Origin of the sequence: Bradyrhizobium sp. NBAIM01, from assembly GCF_020194115.1 — a bacterium.
GTDB classification, from domain to species: Bacteria; Pseudomonadota; Alphaproteobacteria; order Rhizobiales; family Xanthobacteraceae; genus Bradyrhizobium; species Bradyrhizobium yuanmingense.
Genome location: NZ_JADYVU010000001.1, coordinates 1,419,567 through 1,437,517 on the forward strand (window position 1 = coordinate 1,419,567; position 17,951 = coordinate 1,437,517).

Below are 17,951 nucleotides of genomic sequence, written 5' to 3' on the forward strand. Positions count from 1 at the left end.
CGGCCTTTATTGCTCAACGGATTGGGGGTCTATCTCGGGGCTAAAGGGCGGACGCAGCCTGCCTTCCGGTCGGCAACGCGTGGTTTTTTTCAGCTTGCTTATCGATGTTCGGAGCAGCCGCGTGATTGCGACACATGGGTCGATGTAGATGGCGTGGAGTTCTGCCCAATTGCGGCGCTGGTCGAAAGGAGAAATGAGCGCCGCCGCGGCAAGGCGGAATGCTGATGAACCCGAACGAGCTCTTAACGATTAGAAACAAGCATTTGACAATAGGCAAGCGCCTCCCCGGGGCACCGGGATTCAATCGCAAGGCGCTCGAACAATCTTAAACGTTCATCGGCATCGAAACGCCTCTCAATCGGCTACTCCGGCCAACCGGTCCAAGGTCCTGCTGACCTGGCCGTCTTTATACTTCTCAAGGATCGCTCCCGAAGCGGTCAGGCACTTCTCAACGCTTTCGCGCGCTGCGGCGGTGGGCTTACTTCCGTCGAGCCATGCGGCTCGATATTCGCGCAGAGCTTGGTCATAGTTTGCGTAGGCTCGCCTAAGATCCTCGCGGGCAGCAAGATCGTGAAGAACGGACATCATTTTATCAAGGTGAACATGTGGCACCCGATCCGGCTGGACGTCCAGATTCTTCCTTAGGCTTGAAACCATAAGAACCAACGTATTGATGGCGGTACGACGCTGACGTCGCCGATCGAACGTCTCCTTGAAAACAAGAACCGTCAGGGACGACACGAATCCAATCAAGGCCCCGATCGCAGCAAACCAGAATCTATCCATAGTGGTGCTCGCCAATCATTCCGGGACTAAGCACCTTGCAACGGGACTTCCATACAGCCTCGAAAAATTCTGAATAAGTCTTGTCATTGCGCACTTTGTTGACGAAGGATCGAACATCTTCAGGCGCGATACTGCGCCCTTCATGTCTAATTGCTCCGGAAAAACCCTTGGTTATCAAGGCAACGATAAGATTCTCGAGCTGGTCGAAAATCGTCCAGAAGTCCGGCTTGAACGGTTTCAGCAACGCATCATCACCGCATCGTTTTTCCTCATAATCCCAGGATGCCTCCAACACACGCAGGAAGGTTATCGCGGCGAATATCTTCTTCGAAAGGTATTCGGAGACGCCTGCTTGGTACCGTTTTCCGAGCTCGAACGTGTACGATAGGTTCGCCTCGACGAAGATTTCGTCAAGAGCCCGCTTCGGTAAGGCTAACCAGAAATCGTCAGTGACTAGCTGCAAGTAACTCAACTCGAAGCAGTACGGATTCCTGTTTCTGCGCTGAGCTCCGTCGATCAGGATTCTTCCCCGGCTCGTCAACATCAGCCTTCTGTCGGTCGGAGCGACGTCGCGAGGGCCATCCATCTCCAGGCAACGCGACTCGGTGACCATGCAGAGGCTCCCGAGACAAATGCGGACGAACCTATCTTCGTAGGCCAGGGTGTTGACGAAGAAATTTATCACCTCTTGGCCCGTCACCGGCACATTCCGGACTTCCTTGTCCAAGACGAATTTCAAGATAAGATATTTCAGCCAGTACGAATGATAGTGATCGCACTGAACCCCCTCGCTTATGTTCTCCGGATTTATCCAAGAATCGCACAGAAATAGGTTCGGAAAGTGATTCTTGCTCTGCGCGTACCTTCGCTTCATGTTCGTAATGTAAAGACGCTCAAGATAGTGAGGGCTGTCCCCCAGTAGCCGCTCATGTATCTCACGATGGAGGTAATAGTTGATCTTCAGCTTAGAGAGGAAGTCCACTAGCGATCGGTGCCCGTGGTGACACATTCCCCAAATCACACCTAGACCTTCGGTTACGTCCGACGCACTGCTCAGAATCTTTTCCCGGATGATCACCAGGGCGTCCTCAAAAGTGCGCGGGCCCGTCCCGGAGATTGTTAGGCCGTGCCTAACGATCGCCTTTGCGGCAACGTCAAGCAACTTGTAGCGAGATTCGATTATCTTCTTGGGGTCGACCTCCCCAAGCCAAAACGTCCTGTGATCCTCGAATATCTGCCGATCCGGGTCTGCGAGACTTGGTATGAAGTCTCTGGCAACGTTTTCTCGGGCAACGACCAAGCAACATAAGCCTGCATTTCCGAGCAGCGCTTCGTCTGTGACAGAGTTGCACAGCTTCACGATGTTGCGGTTCAGCTTCTTCAAAAAGGCCTGGTACTTCTCGTCGAAGAATATGATGCGTGAATACCGATAGTGAAATCCATCGATGTTGTCGAAGATGAGGAATACCCGTAGACGCTGTTCCGCGAGACGGACCAGATGCTTCTGTTTCGCCGCATAGACCTGCTGCTCTGTCCATTGCTTGGAGATCTCGGGCGACGCGATCGCCCCTTTATGAATCCGCGCCGTGTGCTTATCTATTTCAGCGAGAAGATGGGCATAGAAGCCCTTGCCCACCTCCCCCTCGTCCACACCGATATCGAAGATCTTCGAACGAGATAATGATTCGAAGCACACGCGAATCGGAACCACGGTGAAGCCGTCGGCGTCCTGCGGCGAACGCTGCAGCTTCGCAATAAGTCGGGCGCAAAGGAACGTCTTTCCGGTACCGACGCTTCCGAATAGATACGTTACTCTGTTGCCTCCGAGCTTGCCATACTGAACCCCTTCGGCACTGAATGGAATATCGGTTACGATGCTGAAGAACTCATCGCTGGTTATCTTGTTTTCGCCCGCCCTGATCTCGTCGTCGGCATTTAGATCCGCCGATTCGTGTATCGGAGCGTCAACGGGAAGGTCCGAGTTCAGGTAATAGTCTGTCAGATTGTCCAACGCGATGATGCGCGAATGATCCCGCTCCTGAACGATTAGCTTACCTACGTAGTGCGGTATCGATTCGGGAAGGTGGTGATGGTCGAAGACATCCCGGTGAAGCTGGCCGAGCTTGCCGCTTCTCATGTCCTCTGCGCGCGGACGGCCGATCGGATTGTCCCAATCCGACGATGCTTGTTTGCCCCTGGCGAAGAAATCGTAGTAGCCGAGGCCGCTTGACGTTGAGCTCATAGACGGACTGTTTCCAATGTGAACCGACTGCTCACTGAAACGGCTGGTTTGCAAAAAGGCCACTAGGGGCGCTCCTAGGTTTTCCCGACGTGACACCCCCAATTCGGTTGAGCGGCCTCCGACCACAATCGCCATTCCGCGAGACTTTGAGCCGGAATCCAGGTTTGCAACGGACTTGAGACGCTGCCCCTGAAGGATGATTTTCGGCCATTTGAGACGATCTGCTGCAACGGGCCCCTTTTTCTTCCCTGTCGTCTCCGCCGGTGCATGCAAATTAGCGGCACCATGCCGAGTAGGCCCGCTGAGATAAGGGCCACCACCCGCGCTAATTCCCCGGACTGCACGGGCGAGTTGCCGTGGTTGCACTGGCCGTTCCTTCGTAGTCTTCTTGACAATGTCGCGCGACGACGGCGCGGTGCGCTTTGTTCGCAGCCGCATTGACTTTCTCAGCTGCTTCGGCCCTACCTCGGCGAGCGACGGCACCAGCTCTCCTCCGCCGCGTTATTTCGAAAAGCTCGGTCGATCTGCTGGGGGGCCACGCTGCGCAACGGACCGGCGAGGCCTTCCTCAAGGGCCGGGCTTATCGATCTGGCACAAGGCGCTGCTTGCCAGCCATGCCGCTTCGGCGGACCAGTTGAGGGCCACCGTCGAGCATCTGAGAGCATCTCTTCGGTAGGTTCCGTGCCCGAAACCGCCGCATGCGGGCAACCGGCGGCTCTTGTGCATGCGAGGCGTCCGTCCGTGCCGCGGCAACCGCTGCGCTTGCCTCGGATGACTGGGCACCCTCCGAGGTCAATTTCCTCCTAGGGAATCCACTAGTTTCGTCCCGAGAAAAAGGACGCGAGGTTAGGGCAATCACAGCGGGCCGAATCCGCCCGCCAGGAATTCGTTTCTCGCGATCCAGACCAATCAGATACGCGACGAACACGCCCCCTCCGACGTTGCCGTTTTCCATGGACCCGGTGATTGGCGGTCGCTCACTTCACCAGGACCGGCTCGTCTGGTTGGCGAGAGTCCGTTTCTGGGGAAGAACCCCGAAGACTATGCCGCCGCCCATAAACTCAGGAACGGAGCGTTCGACCAAGCCGCGGTTCAGTCGTCCTTCAGCGGCACGACCAACAGATCGCCCAGATGGCACGCAAGGCTTCCCATACGGAGAGACCGTGGGAGCGAAGGATACTATTGCAGCCTGGATCCGGAGCTCTCGAACTTTGGTCTGGAACTATCAAGGAATATCCCGCTCCGACCGGCGTATCTCACCGCCGCTTGGTCCGCAGTTACTTGATTGCTCTGGAATATGGGACGCAGGACAGCGCGCCCCTGGTGTTCTACACCGACCGCCTCGGAGCCGATTTCATCACAGTCAGGGTATCCTCCGCGCCAGGCTCGGGATTCAATATCGATCAGACCTTCAGCGTCGCACTTAATCGGCAGGACTGCCTCTTCGTGCCTGCGGCTGGTTTCAATATTTCGAGACGGTTAGAGTCGGTAGCGCTTTGTCCGTTAGCTCCACAAATCGAGATGCATCATGAAGCTTCGATTTGGCCAGCCGTCCCCTTCACCCGACAAAGCGTGCCGGACCGCCTTATGAGATGTCCCGTCTCAAGTCACTTCAACCCGTCGATGAAGTGAGCTCAATCGCCGCCCAGTCCCTTTTACGCGTCCGATCTTTGTACGGAACGGACGCATCTGAGGATTGACCTGTAATCGTTCGAGTGTAGCATAATCAATTGAAGATTGCATCGCGCATCGGTTCGCCTAGCTTGGGCATATTAGTACGTGCCGTCCCCTAGAATTGGGCGGAAATTTCGGATGTTGCATCGTTATTGTGTTTTATCCGGCCATCGGCTCCAGCTCCTTCACCGCAGGTCTGGAAAGATAGGCATCCTACTGATTCACGGAAACTCATCGTGCAAGGAGGTGTTCTCCAAGCAGCTGAAGGATTTGGCCCGCACCAAACTCGGGATTGTGGCTCCGGATCTGCCGGGGCATGGCGCCTCGGACGACTCGATGCGCCCGTCGAAGACCTATAGCTTTCCCGGCTACGCCCGGCTCCTCGGCGAACTCATGAGCAAGCTCGGATATGAATCCTATCATGTCGTTGGCTGGTCGCTCGGTGGTCATATCGGACTGGAGATGTTGGCCTGCAATCCGGCGGTGCGATCGCTGCTTATCTCGGGAACGCCGCCTATTCGGCTGACTCCCGCAGGCGCGGCGGAGGGCTTTCGATGGACGGGGGCGACCGCGCTTGCTGGACGCAGGCATTTTAAGCCAGAAGACGTTCGCCGCTATACGAACGCGATGATGGGTGTGCACATATCCGACAACCATCACCTCGTGCGGATGACAGGGCGCACCGATGGCAACGCGCGCTATTGGATGGTCGCGAACGGGATGGCCGGACAGGGCGCCGACGAAGTCGCCACCGTGATGAGTACGGATCGGCCGGTTGCGGTCATCCAGGGATCGGCCGATCCGTTTCTCCGCATGGAGTATCTTAACAATGTCCCGTTCGGGAGCCTTTGGCGCGGACGCCCCGTTTTGATCGCTGCGGGACACGCCGCGCACTGGCAAGCGCCACGCGCGTTTAACGAGGCAATGATGGATTTCGTAACTGCACATTAGGATCGAACCGGGTGGGGGCACCATGGGGACGAATATTGAGAATTTCATTGAAAGCACGCAGGACGTCACATCAGTGGCCTCTCTAAAGAGGCTATTCCTTTCCGCCGTAGCCGAAGAAGGCTACGAAAACGCCGTGTTCGCGAGGACTAATGAACGAGGCCTCGTGTCGCTGCCTTGGGCCCATTTCCCCGCCGGCTACGTTGACACATACAAAAGCGAGGGATGGGATAAGAAGGATCCCGTTGTGCGACGGGCGCATTTCGCCCGACGACCATTCACGTGGTCGGAGACAAGCCCTCGTGGCGGATTCACGAAGGAGCAGAAACGCTTTTTCGAGGAATGTCGCGAGCTTGGCGTTCACTCTGGCATCACTATTCCCATCCCTGGGACAGGTCGAGACGTTGATCTCATAAGTCTTAGTCTCCGGACAAGAGAGGAGGTGCCGTCCCACCGGATGGCTCATCTCTATATGCTGAGCGTGCAATACTGGCTGAGATATTGCGAGCTGTCCGGTCGGAGGGACCCAGAGGTAATTCCGCTTACTTTGCAGGAGGCGGAATGTCTGCGCTGGTGCAAGGAAGGGAAGACGAACTGGGAGATAGGCGAGATCCTCCGCATATCCGAGAAGACCGTTGAGTTTCACCTAAGCAATGGAATGCGAAAGCTCGGTGCGAACAATCGAATCACCGCCGTCATCATAGGGATCAAGATGGGTCTCATACCCCTGTGATTCAGCAACGGCCAGGTCCGACGTGCGTACTCTGTCGTTCGAAAGAGCGTCCGGGACAGCTTCTTCTAATTGTTCGAGCCCCTCGAGACGGATCGACAGCTGGATGTTGAGTGGCGGCATAATCTTCAGGACTTCGTCGTGCGGCCCACACTCGAGGATAACCCGTCGCCGCGACAGATCGGTCATGCCGCCGCTGTAACAAGCGAGTTGCCGCGGAAGGTCCCGTTATGCTCACCGGGTACCCAGACATCATGCTCCTTCTTGAGCAAGAGGAGGGACATCGGTAAGCCCAATCCACTTATCGATGTGGCTAGGCATACCAAGTCGGGCTCGATTGCGGCATTCTCGAAGCCGAAGAATGACCCCGTCCGCCCGCGGCCGGCCTGAATATCGTCATATCAACAAAGCCCCGAGGCGTTGGAGGGCGGCGAGAGCTCGCAGCCACTGCGATGATGCGATGTTCAGGCCGCCCACGGCCTTAACAGCCGGTGCGCTGGGCACGAGTAAGAGAGCCGTGGATCACGAAGAGGCTGCGCAAGCGCTAAGGGAGCCACTCCTGCTAGGCAGCCGCCGTCGCTCACTTCGCCACAGAGATGCGAAGTAGATGGAAGGGCTGAACTCATCGCGGGTGGCTGGAGAAGTTGATTGCCGCCTTCGAAGACGGGTGAGTTTTATCTCGGAAGCTTGAAACGAAGCGGTTTCTGCTGGGATTTTTTTTGAGACAGCAAAGAAAAAACGCTGTTACTGAGGAGGAAAACATGAACGAGCTGAACCGGTCATTGGGCAGGAACGCTAGCGTTGCTGGTGGGTGGGCTCTCCACTAGGAGCGTCTCCCCGCAATTGCGTGCAGGGGAGACGTTTGCTGGCGTGTTCATACGCCCTATGTCTACCCGCCGTCTCCGACAATCGTCATCACCAGCGCTGGCGCTCGGAGGAGCGCTTCACGCGGGAGTACGTTGTGCGAGAGTATGGCACCCACAGTAGCGGCCTGGCCTCCAGCTATTGCCTGCCGACATGCGGATGCCGAACGGGGTCTGGAAGGAAGGGTGGAGGCAAGCTGCGAGTCTTGCTACTAACGGTGCTGGGAGTTGTCTTGGGCTTGAGTTCAAGCCGCGTGCTGCGACCTGCTGTTGTGCAGTGGGGCGCGACCGGGCCTGCCCAGAGAAGAAGAACCCCAGCCACGGGGCTGATTCGTGGCTGGGACCAGTCTACTCTGCATCCATTGCTGACGGATGCTCCCTCTCTAACACGGGCGGGGCGCCCTTCGTTCGATTTAGCCCTCCGCTCGGATCGGCGGCCTTCCTCAATACAGGCCGAACTTGCGGAACGAAACCAACCCGAAAGGCAAGCGAAAGGAGTGCGCCGTGACAACGGTGTAGGGCCTCGCGTAGCCCCTTTTAATCCTGTCGTCATTTATGGGTTGTATGTTCCTACCCTGGATTGCATACTTTTCCCCTTCTCGACCGCCTGTTGCTTTCAACAATTATGGTTTGGGCAGTAATGAGTAATCGAGGTGGCGTTTACAATTATTCGACTATTCTGGGCGAGCGGGTCGAGGCAATGGTTGCACTATTTCGAGAACTGCAGGCCCTCCGGCGTCGCCTACGCGCCGCTCAGGCGAGGACAATTGCCAGGACTACCCGTATCCCCAAAGCCAGTCGCAGAAGGAGAGCGCTTTGGCGGAGCTAGCTGTCGCAAGCTCGTAGAGCCGTTCAGTGCGATGATCGAACTTGCCACTTCCGCATTTCTAGGAAGCTCGCGCCAGATCGCTTTACCGACACCTCATTGACCAATACCCGCCCAGCACCGAAGCACTGGAGCAACAGTCTCACAGCACTTTGGATTGGTGCACGATTGCTAATTTGTGTCGCGCGCGCGATTCAGGCCTGCTCTCTCGTAACAGGGGCGGCGAGAAATGATCGTACGGGCTGGAACTCTTGCGTTGCTGCTGATCCCGGTGGGGTCCGACGCCTTTCGCTTCGCGTCACCACAGGCCCACAGGGCGCATCTCGTGCAGCGAGGTCAGATACTACGTCGCGAAATATTCGGCACCTTTGGCGGAGATGTACGCCCGTAGCCATGGCGCTACCGACGCACACCGAGCGACCGCGCGCTTATACCGATTGAGTGGTAGATCGGCCCCGATGACGTGATGTCTGCCGCTCACTCCGGAAGCTCGACCAAATGACGCCGGGGCTTGTTTTGCAACCGCGAGCTGCCGGACGGGACTTACCGTTCACCCAGATCTCACGTCAGGAGCACAATGAATCCGTCGCATCGCCAGTTTTGAGCCGCATGGCTGCCCAGGTCGACGCGAAAGGTCATCTCGGGCGGGCGCAACACCGGGAGTTTTGGATGTCCGGTTACTTGCGATTGTGCTCGTCGGTCTCGTTTTTGTTGAAACTCTTTCGACGGCCCCTGCCTCCTCCAATCCTCTTGCGGATCTCTTCAATACTGCTGCAACCCAACCTTCGATGGCCTCCCCGCCGCAAGCGGAATGCGTGGGACGCCCCGGCAACTCGACTCCCGACGGCCAGCATTGGGTCTATCGAATGGACGGGCACCGCAAGTGCGGTTCCTAGCCGAGGGTATCGCGAGGGTGAAGAAGACCGTTCGTCGGCGCGTGGCCAAAGATAGCACCGCCCGTTTGGACGAGAGCGGGGCCACGTCGCTTAGGCAGAGCGGGGTCATTGATGCGCGCGCAGTTGCTGCGCTCCGCACCGGTCCAGCCGACTCAGCCGCCCCACTCCGAACTCAAGGTCGCCAATGCTGTATCTGGCGTCGACACGGACACCGCTCGGATTTCGGCAGCCCTCATCTCTGCGCATGCCCATCGGCCCGCGTCCACGCCCAGCCAAGTCGATGTCGAGCAACTTCTCGCCGCCCCGCCGGCCAACGATGTGGCGACTTCGTCCGAACCTCCGATTATGCCGAGGCCGTACGCCTCGCGAAGGCTGGTAACGAGGCGCCGAGCCAGACGGCAACTTGGCTTGGTGTACTGCTGATAATGCTGGGGATGCTCTCAATCTTAAGCTCGAGCCGCTCGCTCCGACATGCGGTGAGATTACGCTCCTGAAGCGCGGTGCGCTGGGCAGGATACCTGACGCGCTGCCAGCAGCGAAGAGTTCCAAGCGCGGGTAAAGCCGAATTGCCACACGTACAAACGTTCCGCGCGCCTGCACTTACTTTTGGCGCAACCTTAATCGTACATTCGACTACAATGGCGCTCCCCTCTTTGGGATGGGACTGCCATCATGCGGTACAAAGTGTTCGTGGTGGACAGAAGCCGGCGGTTGATTTGCGCAGCAAAGCTCGACTGCATCGACGAGCAGGCGGCGAGAGGTCGAGCCGAACAAATGTTGGGCGAGCACGACGTTGAACTTTGGAAAGGTGATCGGCTCGTCGCCGTTTTTCGAGGCGCAGCATCGAACGAAAATCCAGGCAACCGTTGTTCTGACTAGATGGCCTGTCTCGCCGTCGCGTTTGCGCGGGGACTCACCCGGCCGCCCGACTGATGTCCGGTCAAACCCGAACAACAGCCAAGTGCGGACATTCTCGCAATCGCGTTTAATGGATGTCTCGATCCAACTCTCGCAACAGTCGATGAAGGAAGTCGCTGGCGTGGTTATATTGTGCGCCGCCGTCCAGGATCTGATGAGCGAGTGGTGACACTATGTTGCCAACGGCCTCAGGGCCAATCAGCTCGGTCCGTGATGACCACAACTCCAACAGCCCGTCGGGGATGTGGTCGCTCGATCCAAATAGTTTGAAGAGCCGGCCTTCGGCTACAGCGTTTTGCTCGTGGTGGGCCTTGACCGGATTAAAGGCGAACAAGCCTCGAAAGGCGTCACGGGAAACGGAAGACTTAGCCATCGCGATGTCCCCCACAGAATCCTTCAAATGAATTTGCGAAATCTAGAGCTGAACGGAAGCTATTCCCTCGAAATCCTCACACGAAGAAGATTGTGCAGCAGACCGGGAAAAAGCGGCAAGCCCTTAATCAATTTTAGATGTGGCTCACTCCCTATGGGCTCTTGACGTATCGCAAGCCGGCTTTGTTCGCTTTTATACAATTACCATGCAAAGCGTGCGGTTCAAATTCGACAAACATCTGCCTTTGGGCGCATGGTGTCCAAGCGCCCTCCTTCGAGTTCACGTTGAGCCTGCCCTCTAACTCGCTTCGATCGCGCTGCGGCTCGGCGCTAATGGGACCACGTTTTAGCTCACGGCTCTTGCTCTGCTGCCCGGTTTCGCTCGCCGTCTTCTGCCGCTTGTTTTCGCTTCCACATGTCGGGGCTGCTTCGAAGCTTCCACTTCTCTCAGCTCCGCCACAAGCGCTTGGATTCGTTCACTCAGAGCAGCACAAGTAGAAATCTGACGCGTACTGGACATCACATGCCTCAGAAAATGACTTGGACCAAGAAGTCGATGAAAAGATGAGGACGAAAACTCCTCAAGGCCGAAGATCAGTGAGCGAATGCCGCAGCCGCCAGATGCTCCCAATACTCTGCTCTGCCAGCAGTTTCCAGCTCCTCTCAGGTTCACGCGCTGCTGTCTGTCGGCACAGCAAAGTCATTGCGCGAAAGCGGCGGGCAGCTTCCATTCCAACCTTCCATGCTTTCCCCGACCTTATTCAATTATTCGGTGGTGTCATCATCATTACAGGCCCCCCGCGGCTCGGCTCGGAGGAACGAGCGCGTGCGCCGGCGTGCCGGTCATACCAGCCTCGGAATGACACAAGCAGTCTCGCTTCGCAGCTCAGTCCTCGAGCACGCCATCACTTCCATTAACCGCTGGGGTCGTTTCACGCTCCGGGACCGGGTGCGAGCGATAGCGCGACTCGCGCTCACGAGATGCCGGCCGTTCAGACGGACTGCGACCAATCTTAGCTTGGAGTTCGATAAGATCGGTGAACACGTCGGCCTGGCGACGCAGCTCGTCGGCGATCATAGGGGGATGGCTTGCGATCGAGGAGACCACGGTGACGCGGACGCCGCGGCGCTGCACGGCTTCAACCAGCGAGCGGAAGTCGCCATCACCCGAGAATAGCACCATCTGATCGATGTGCTCGGCGAGCTCCATGGCGTGAACGGCGAGCTCGATGTCCATGTTGCCCTTGACCTTGCGGCGACCGGAAGCGTCGATGAATTCGTTGGTGGCCTTGGTGACGACGCTGTAGTCGTTGTAGTCCAGCCAGTCGATCAGCGGGCGGATCGAGGAATACTCCAGATCCTCCATGATGGCGGTGTAGTAGAATGCTCGCAGCAGCGTCCCGCGACTTTGAAATTCACTAAGTAGGCGCTTGTAATCGATGTCGAAAGTTGAGCGTCTTCGCTGTGGCCTAGAGATTGGCTCCATCGATGAAGGGCGCAATCTTGCTGGGAGATGACATGATGGGCGATCTCCGGACGCGACGCACCATGCTGCAGGCCCCGTGCATGTGAACCCGCCAATGAGACAGCACTTCCAAGGTTTTTCATCGAAGCTTGACCTCGCAAAGCTATACCGTAGTCCTTTAATCTTGAAACAATTTGTTGGTCGCCAGGGTGATCCGCAAGGATCATCCGAAGACCCCGTACCGCAATTCTTTTGCAGCGCAACCGTGAGCACGCGTGACACTCTTGCGTCGCCTTAAAGGCGCACGCGGGCGCTAGAAATCCGCTGCCCGAAAAGCTGGATCGGACCAAATTGGCCTAGCGTTCGAGCCGCCTTAGGTTCGTAAAGGAAGGGAGATTGATCCGGTTAGAACGTGGAACGCTTTCCAACCGAATTGGCTTTCGTGCTTCTTCACTGAATGTGCAGCAAGGTACGCCTGCATTTTGCGAGTAAAGCTCGTTTGCGCGACATCGGCTCGTGTGGTCCACATCGTTCCACGATCGATTTCCGCCATGAAGCAGGGATGCGAGCAGTCCGAAAATCTGATTCCAAAGTTCAAGTCCGGCACAAGTCCGATCTCCTGAGTCTTCCAGGCTAGAACTGCACGCGACCAAGGCTGTATGCTCTTCGAACGCATCCAGGTACAGCTTATTCTCCTAGTTGAAGCGTTTGGACGAAGGGTTCCGCGTAGATGAGATCCTTTCGAGCTTTCTTTGGATTTGAAACAGATCGGTCAGCACGGAGTGAAATCCTTCTTCTGCCGCTACTCGGCAAAGGTAGGAAACCGCGTCGGCCATTTTTTCGGCAGTGCCACTCGCATCGGCGGACTCCGCACCGGGGCTCTTATGCGGCTTTTGGGGCAAGGGCGATTCCCTCCGGGTTCGCTAAAACCTGACGGGCAATTCCGAACCTTCGGCAATGATGCTCCGGTCGAATAAATCCCTTCGGAACGAAGAAGGCACGTTCAAGCTCGCCTTCGATGAGGTCCGGCTCGCCCAGCCATCTGATGCCGCTTCGAATGAAATGCGTCAGCAAATGTTCTCTGGTCACCCCTACAATTCCGACGCCGTGCGGGGTCGAGAGAAATTCCTCTATCGCGCAGAGCAGCTCCGGAAGCACGGTTCTGCGAAGCTTAGAATCGAGCGACTTATCGACGCAGACACGCGTCAGTTCCCATACACCGCTCGACGACGGGAAGATTCGACCTGAGATCAGATGTGGCCAATAGGTCTGGAGCATATAGGAATTCGTGGTAGGAAGGAGCCGCGCAAGTCCCCTCACCACCCGCTTCTCGTCGCGCCAAACCAGATATTTCGCGGCGGGCGTATCGAACTCGTCGAACTCCAGCCCCTCCCAAAACGAGTGGGGCAACCCGCGGCGTTCGACGAAGACCTCGTAGCGAAGGCGCGCTTGCGAGGCGAGCGCATCCTGAAAGTGGTGAGCATTGGCGAAAGAGAAAGCTTCGATCATCTCGGCTCCGTTTCTTTGCCGGCAGGCGATCAGATCATCAACTGGAGCTTCGGTGTACTCGGGGATACCCGGGCTTTTCTGGACGTTTTGATGACGCGGGTTCGCAATGCCGCGATTGCCTCTCGCGAGCGCCTCCGCACCAAATGTCTTTAAGCACGGTAACTTGGTCCTCACCCCGAGTAAGACTGGGCATCAAGAGCGTTCGGGTACTCGACCAGGTGGTCGGACGAACTGCATGATCGTGCTGATCATGCATTCCGAGTCGGCCAGAGCTGCGCACCGAAACTCGCGTCCCGATGAGGTGAAAAGGCTACTTAGGTTCTTGGTGCAGATCGTAGCAGCCACATCAAGGATAAACGCCTGATGGTCAGCTCTGGCGAATCATCTTTCATGATTGCAGTCGACTCGCTAGTCACGTGAATCTAAAGTTCGCCACACGAACTCTGCTGGGCTTTGTGGCAAAGCGTTTGACGGAAGCCATAATCTGGTCAGCTTGAAAGGCTTCGGGCTCTGGTTGTGCAGGTCGATGAAAGTACGGACGTAGGCCTCGAGCTGCCTCATGCAAGTGTGAATACCTCGCTTTTGATCTGCTTTCCGGCGAGCTCAGCGAACCAACACTCGAGCTGATTGATCCACGACGCGGAAGTCGGATGGAGGGGACTTGAGAGTGCGGTCGATGGACGAGCCACGCCCTCCTCCTATAGATGCTCGGCCGGGATCTCCCGGCGCAATTTCTGTCCATCCGGCTCAAGGGGAGGCCCTGCCTGCTGAAGTCGAAGAAAACTTTACTCCGGGCGAGCGGCACAACATGCTGCGTTTTTCGCTAGCCGGCGTGCAGTTGAAGTTCTCAGCGCTGAATAATGATCGAGAGAAAGGTGGGCTGACCGTCCCTATCGAAAGCGTCGGAGGTTCGTGGATTGTCAAGCTGCCCTCTCGTCAGTATCCAGGTGTGCCCGAGGACGAACATTCGATCATGACGATCGCAAAGGCGATGGGCATGGGCGTGCCAACGCGATCAAAGGCCTGCCTCAAGGTATGGGCGAGCTCAAAGTGCAAGCTCTTGCCGTAAAGAGGTTTGACTGGACAGTGGACCGGCCGGTCCACATCGGAGATTTCGCACAAGTCTTTGGCATGGCGCCCGACGAGAAGTACGGTCACGCCCCGCTATAGAAACAGTAGGGCGCGTCCTTGGGATCGAACCGGCGATCCGGTGTTGCGGAATTTATGCGAAGGCTTGTCTTCAGCACCCTAATTGGCGATGCCGGCATGCACCTCAAGAACTGGTCTCTGATTTACCCGGACAGGCGGACGCTGGCCTTGTCGCCCGCCTACGATTTGCTTTCAACCATTCCGTACATAGCGGATGATAAAATGGCGCTGAACTACTCGCGGACAAAGAAGATGGTTGATTTTTCGAAGGACGAACTCAAGCACCTCGCGGCGAAGGCCAAGCTCCCCGAAAAACTGGTCGTGGACACTGCGTCAGAAACGGTCGACAACTTTAAGGATATCTGGTCGAAAGAAAAGCGACACCTTCCGCTTGCTAAGAAGGTTGTCAATGTTGTGGACGCTCATGCCGCGCAAATCCCAATCTACAGTGGGATCTAGCAGGTGCCATCGAGAGTTGTCTTGTGATGTCCAACCTATTTCTTTTTGTCTTTCTCTGTGGAGGCGTTAGCGCAATGATTCCAATCGCCTTATGGTGTTTCCTCGATGTGCACCGCCGGCGCAACCAGCGTCTCGTTGACCTATTTCGCGCGACCAGCTCGCACAGCGGATCGCTGCGATCCACCAGATTGAGCTTGCGCAACGCGGTGTTGAAAGCCAGTTCGTAGACGTGGCGTTGCTCCGCTGACAGATTCGCTTCCAGCAGCAGGCGACTGATTTGCATGGTGCTCCCGTGTTGGTTTGGCGGGAGCACAAGCGGTCTCTCAGTCACCGATGGTAGCCTAGATCCGTTCGGTGATGAGGTAAGTACATTCCATTCCGACCGAGAGTCCAGCGCGGCGACGATGATCCGCTGACCAACTCAAGTTGAGTGGTTTTGAGCAATTAGCTCTCAGATGCCGGGGACGGGGCGGCCGCACTTCAGTGCCAGTGTCAGCTTCCAGCGCCTCGATCGCGGCCTCAATCATCACGCGGCTGAGCAGTTCGCGACACACAGGCTAGGCCCTCTTGTTGAAGTTCAGGTTTCCGTGCTGCCGGATTTCCGCTCGAGCGTTAACGCGGAGTGCCTGCGCTCGCCCGGAAGTGGATTGGCCTAGAAGACTCGCGGAACTGCTCAAGCCCTCTGCAGTTTGAGTTTCAATCGCCGAACCAAGACGCTCGGGACTATCGCAGGTGCGCATTCTCGTCGTGGAGGACGACCCTCTGATCTGTGAGTTCGTTGTTGAGTGTCTCCGCGACGAGGGCTTCGACGTGATCCACGCCGCGGACCGCGAACAAGCGCTGTCGTGGTGTGGTCGCCAGGTCGCGGACGCCCTCGTCACCGACGTCCAGCTTCCGGGGACGATCGACGGCTGGGAAACGTTGTCGTGAACAGCAGCCCGACCTTCCCGTGATCTACGCTACCGGCTTCTCGCCGGTCAACCCGCGCCCGGTCGCGGGGAGCCTGACGCTGCACAAGCCGTACCATCCGGAGCAGATCGTCGAAGCCATCCGCGAGGTGACGGCCGGACGACCACATCCGATCGAGCCGTCATGACAAAGCCACAAGCTGGAACGCTTGGCTTTGCGCAAGAACGTCCCTCGCAGGCTTCAACGGCTCCTGCGTGCTGTCATCTTCATCGCTCCGACGAGACCGCGCCTGCAGCTACGGCCGAGCGCATCTGCACGCGCTGTGGCCGGAAATTCGAGCTGGTCCGCCCCGTGCTCAATCCGGGCGACGGCCGCAAGGTACTCATGCACGAATGCCGCTGCGGCGAGCCCACCTGGTCCGAGTAGGCGATATACTTGCGCCATCGGGAGCGCCCGACGGTCCTCTCTGCTGCAGCGCATCCAGTCGAAAGACGCACTTGCGATTCACAAACGTTATGGTGCGCCATCAACGACTGCCGGTACTTTGGCCTGATGGAGAATGAGCCGAAGAAGCGGCGCCGCCGCTTCAAACAGACCACATCGCTCGCGGACCGGTTGAGGACAGCCGCGGACATGGCGCGCGAACGCGCGGAAGAAGCCGCCGAAGGCGTGCAACGCGAAGTGCTGCTGCGGAAGGCCCTCGCCGCCGAAAACGTCGCGCAACTTGAAAGTTTTCTGACCGGCGGTCCGGCCGGCATCCCCGCTCCAGCCCGCGCGAAGCGGCCGTCCAAGTTGCCCAAAGTATAGCGCATCACGCGACCGAAAGATGCGGCCAAGCCTGCCGTTCGTGCTGGAACAGACGCAGCCGCGATGGCAAGATGACGTCCTCAGGCACCAGTTGAGTCCATCGCCATGCGGTCGCAGATCCAGTTTCCCGAGCCGATCGCGACGGTGTTCATCACCGACCAACTCGCCGGCCGTCAGGCCGCGGCGCCCGACTTCCTGCGCGAGAAGGTCGCGATCCAGGACCTCGCAAAAGTCATGTCCGACCATCCGGACGAAGTGCTGCAGCGTCTCGTCAAGCTCGGCATGGAAATCTGCGAAGCGCACTCGGCCGGCATCAGCATCTTCGAGCCTGAGCCCGGCCAGTTCCGCTGGCATGCGCTCGCGGGAGAACTCGCCACCTTCGAGGGTGCCACGACCCCACGCAATTTCAGTCCTTGCGGCGTGTGTCTCGATCTCGCCCAGCCCATCCTCATGGAGCGCCCCGAGCGGGCCTACGATTGGATCCGCGAGGCGGGCATCACCGTGCCGGAGGTGCTGCTCGTCCCGCTTACCCTGAAGGGGGCGGATGCGATCGGTACGCTCTGGCTGGTCGCGGCCCACGTCGGACACTTCAATAGGGAGCATGCCCGCTTCATGTCGGAGCTCGCGGCGTTCGCCGGCATGGCGCTGCGGATGATCCAAAGTGAGCAACGCCTCAGCCTCGCCATGCAGCAGCAAGAGACGCTGATGCGCGAGATGAGCCATCGCATCAAAAACCTCTTCAGCGTCGCCAACAGCATGGTCCGGATGACCGCACGCAACGTGGAGACCAAGGAAGAACTCGCCGAGTCCTTGTCGGGACGGCTGCACGCGCTGGCCGAGGCCAACGCGCTGATCCGCCGGTCCTTCGGCACGAACGTGGCGGCAGTGGCGAGCTTTTCCGACCTCGTCGAACGCATCCTGCGCCCGCACGAGCGGAAGCCGTCGGTATTGGATGGGCCTGCTCTCGCACTGGGCGAGCAGGCGGCGAACCATCTCGCCCTCATCTTCCACGAGCTGGCCACCAACGCCGCAAAGTACGGCGCCTTGAGCCGCGAAGGCGGCTTCGTGACCGTTTCCTGGTGGGCGGAAGGAGACCGGGTCCGGATCGCCTGGACCGAGAGCGGCGCTTGCGAGGTCGCAGCGCCCGAAACCACAGGCTTCGGCACCAGGCTCGTGGAAATCACGATCGAACGGATCGGCGGCGAAATCGAGCGCGACTGGCGTCCGGATGGGCTCCGCGTCCATATCGCGCTACCGCTCAGGTCGTTGCGAAGCTGAGCGAAACCAAACCTCCGCGATGCGATTGATCCCGCGGAGGACTGATGGCCCACAACAAGAAGACAGTTGCCCGTCGGACGGTATAGGATGGAGCCTGGCCGGAGCGCTTGGTCTGGCGGC

Annotated in this window: 14 protein-coding genes and 3 pseudogenes; 10 read left to right on the plus strand and 7 right to left on the minus strand. The window is 57.9% G+C overall.

Translation table 11 applies throughout. From position 1 onward, the window contains the following. Positions 1-354: 354 nt before the first annotated feature. Together I6F31_RS06175 and I6F31_RS06180 are read right to left on the minus strand one after the other, a co-directional pair. Positions 355-786 carry a hypothetical protein gene (locus I6F31_RS06175; RefSeq protein ID WP_225185095.1) on the minus strand — a complete coding sequence of 144 codons (432 nt, stop codon included), beginning with the start codon at positions 784-786 and terminating at the stop codon, positions 355-357. Continuing rightward, positions 779-3,511 (minus strand): AAA family ATPase, encoded by a 2,733-nt coding sequence (locus I6F31_RS06180; protein ID WP_225185096.1) that lies wholly within the window; start codon positions 3,509-3,511, stop codon positions 779-781. The genes I6F31_RS06175 and I6F31_RS06180 overlap by 8 nt, the downstream gene beginning before the upstream one ends. Before the next feature lie 1,329 nt (positions 3,512-4,840). Between I6F31_RS06180 and I6F31_RS06185 the strand changes: the two genes are divergently transcribed. Together I6F31_RS06185 and I6F31_RS36490 are read left to right on the plus strand one after the other, a co-directional pair. Next, complete coding sequence (locus I6F31_RS06185) at positions 4,841-5,653, plus strand: alpha/beta hydrolase (RefSeq protein ID WP_225185097.1); 813 nt, start codon at positions 4,841-4,843, stop codon at positions 5,651-5,653. 22 nt (positions 5,654-5,675) lie between these two features. After that, the gene (locus I6F31_RS36490; protein WP_276573194.1) at positions 5,676-6,383 is read left to right on the plus strand and encodes a LuxR family transcriptional regulator; all 708 of its coding nucleotides are present in this window, start codon (positions 5,676-5,678) and stop codon (positions 6,381-6,383) included. 182 nt (positions 6,384-6,565) lie between these two features. On the opposite strand, the gene I6F31_RS06200 is transcribed toward I6F31_RS36490, so the two are convergent. After that, entirely contained in the window at positions 6,566-6,772 is a 207-nt protein-coding gene (locus I6F31_RS06200; protein WP_346656475.1) for an aminotransferase class III-fold pyridoxal phosphate-dependent enzyme, read from the minus strand. Between the two features lie 1,526 nt (positions 6,773-8,298). Between I6F31_RS06200 and I6F31_RS06205 the strand changes: the two are divergent. Beyond that, positions 8,299-8,536: pseudogene (locus I6F31_RS06205) on the plus strand (hypothetical protein). 1,101 nt (positions 8,537-9,637) lie between these two features. Continuing rightward, positions 9,638-9,844, plus strand: a complete 207-nt coding sequence (locus tag I6F31_RS06210; protein ID WP_225185098.1) for a hypothetical protein — start codon at positions 9,638-9,640, stop codon at positions 9,842-9,844. Between the two features lie 106 nt (positions 9,845-9,950). Here the strand turns inward: I6F31_RS06210 and I6F31_RS06215 are convergent, their stop codons facing one another. The 4 genes and pseudogenes from I6F31_RS06215 to I6F31_RS06230 all read right to left on the minus strand — a co-directional run. Further along, positions 9,951-10,256 (minus strand): hypothetical protein, encoded by a 306-nt coding sequence (locus tag I6F31_RS06215; protein ID WP_225185099.1) that lies wholly within the window; start codon positions 10,254-10,256, stop codon positions 9,951-9,953. 885 nt (positions 10,257-11,141) lie between these two features. Then, a pseudogene (locus I6F31_RS06220) lies at positions 11,142-11,775 on the minus strand (NYN domain-containing protein). A gap of 827 nt (positions 11,776-12,602) precedes the next feature. Beyond that, the gene (locus I6F31_RS06225; protein WP_225185100.1) at positions 12,603-13,229 is read right to left on the minus strand and encodes an acyl-homoserine-lactone synthase; all 627 of its coding nucleotides are present in this window, start codon (positions 13,227-13,229) and stop codon (positions 12,603-12,605) included. Between the two features lie 422 nt (positions 13,230-13,651). Then, positions 13,652-13,923 (minus strand): annotated as a pseudogene (locus tag I6F31_RS06230) (IS630 family transposase); the annotation flags it as partial. A gap of 114 nt (positions 13,924-14,037) precedes the next feature. Between I6F31_RS06230 and I6F31_RS06235 the strand changes: the two are divergent. The 6 genes from I6F31_RS06235 to I6F31_RS06260 all read left to right on the plus strand — a co-directional run bounded on the left by I6F31_RS06235 (position 14,038) and on the right by I6F31_RS06260 (position 17,831). Further along, positions 14,038-14,298, plus strand: a complete 261-nt coding sequence (locus I6F31_RS06235) for a HipA domain-containing protein (RefSeq protein ID WP_225185101.1) — start codon at positions 14,038-14,040, stop codon at positions 14,296-14,298. Between the two features lie 155 nt (positions 14,299-14,453). Continuing rightward, positions 14,454-14,837: a HipA domain-containing protein gene (locus I6F31_RS06240; RefSeq protein WP_249788073.1), complete on the plus strand. Its 384-nt coding sequence runs from the start codon at positions 14,454-14,456 to the stop codon at positions 14,835-14,837. A gap of 732 nt (positions 14,838-15,569) precedes the next feature. Then, positions 15,570-15,767 carry a response regulator gene (locus tag I6F31_RS06245; protein WP_225185103.1) on the plus strand — a complete coding sequence of 66 codons (198 nt, stop codon included), beginning with the start codon at positions 15,570-15,572 and terminating at the stop codon, positions 15,765-15,767. 19 nt (positions 15,768-15,786) lie between these two features. Next, positions 15,787-15,933, plus strand: coding sequence for a hypothetical protein (locus tag I6F31_RS06250; RefSeq protein WP_225185104.1), 147 nt, complete (start codon positions 15,787-15,789; stop codon positions 15,931-15,933). A gap of 446 nt (positions 15,934-16,379) precedes the next feature. Further along, positions 16,380-16,553, plus strand: a complete 174-nt coding sequence (locus I6F31_RS06255) for a hypothetical protein (RefSeq protein WP_225185105.1) — start codon at positions 16,380-16,382, stop codon at positions 16,551-16,553. 105 nt (positions 16,554-16,658) lie between these two features. Continuing rightward, the gene (locus I6F31_RS06260) at positions 16,659-17,831 is read left to right on the plus strand and encodes an HWE histidine kinase domain-containing protein (RefSeq protein ID WP_225185106.1); all 1,173 of its coding nucleotides are present in this window, start codon (positions 16,659-16,661) and stop codon (positions 17,829-17,831) included. Positions 17,832-17,951: the final 120 nt, after the last annotated feature.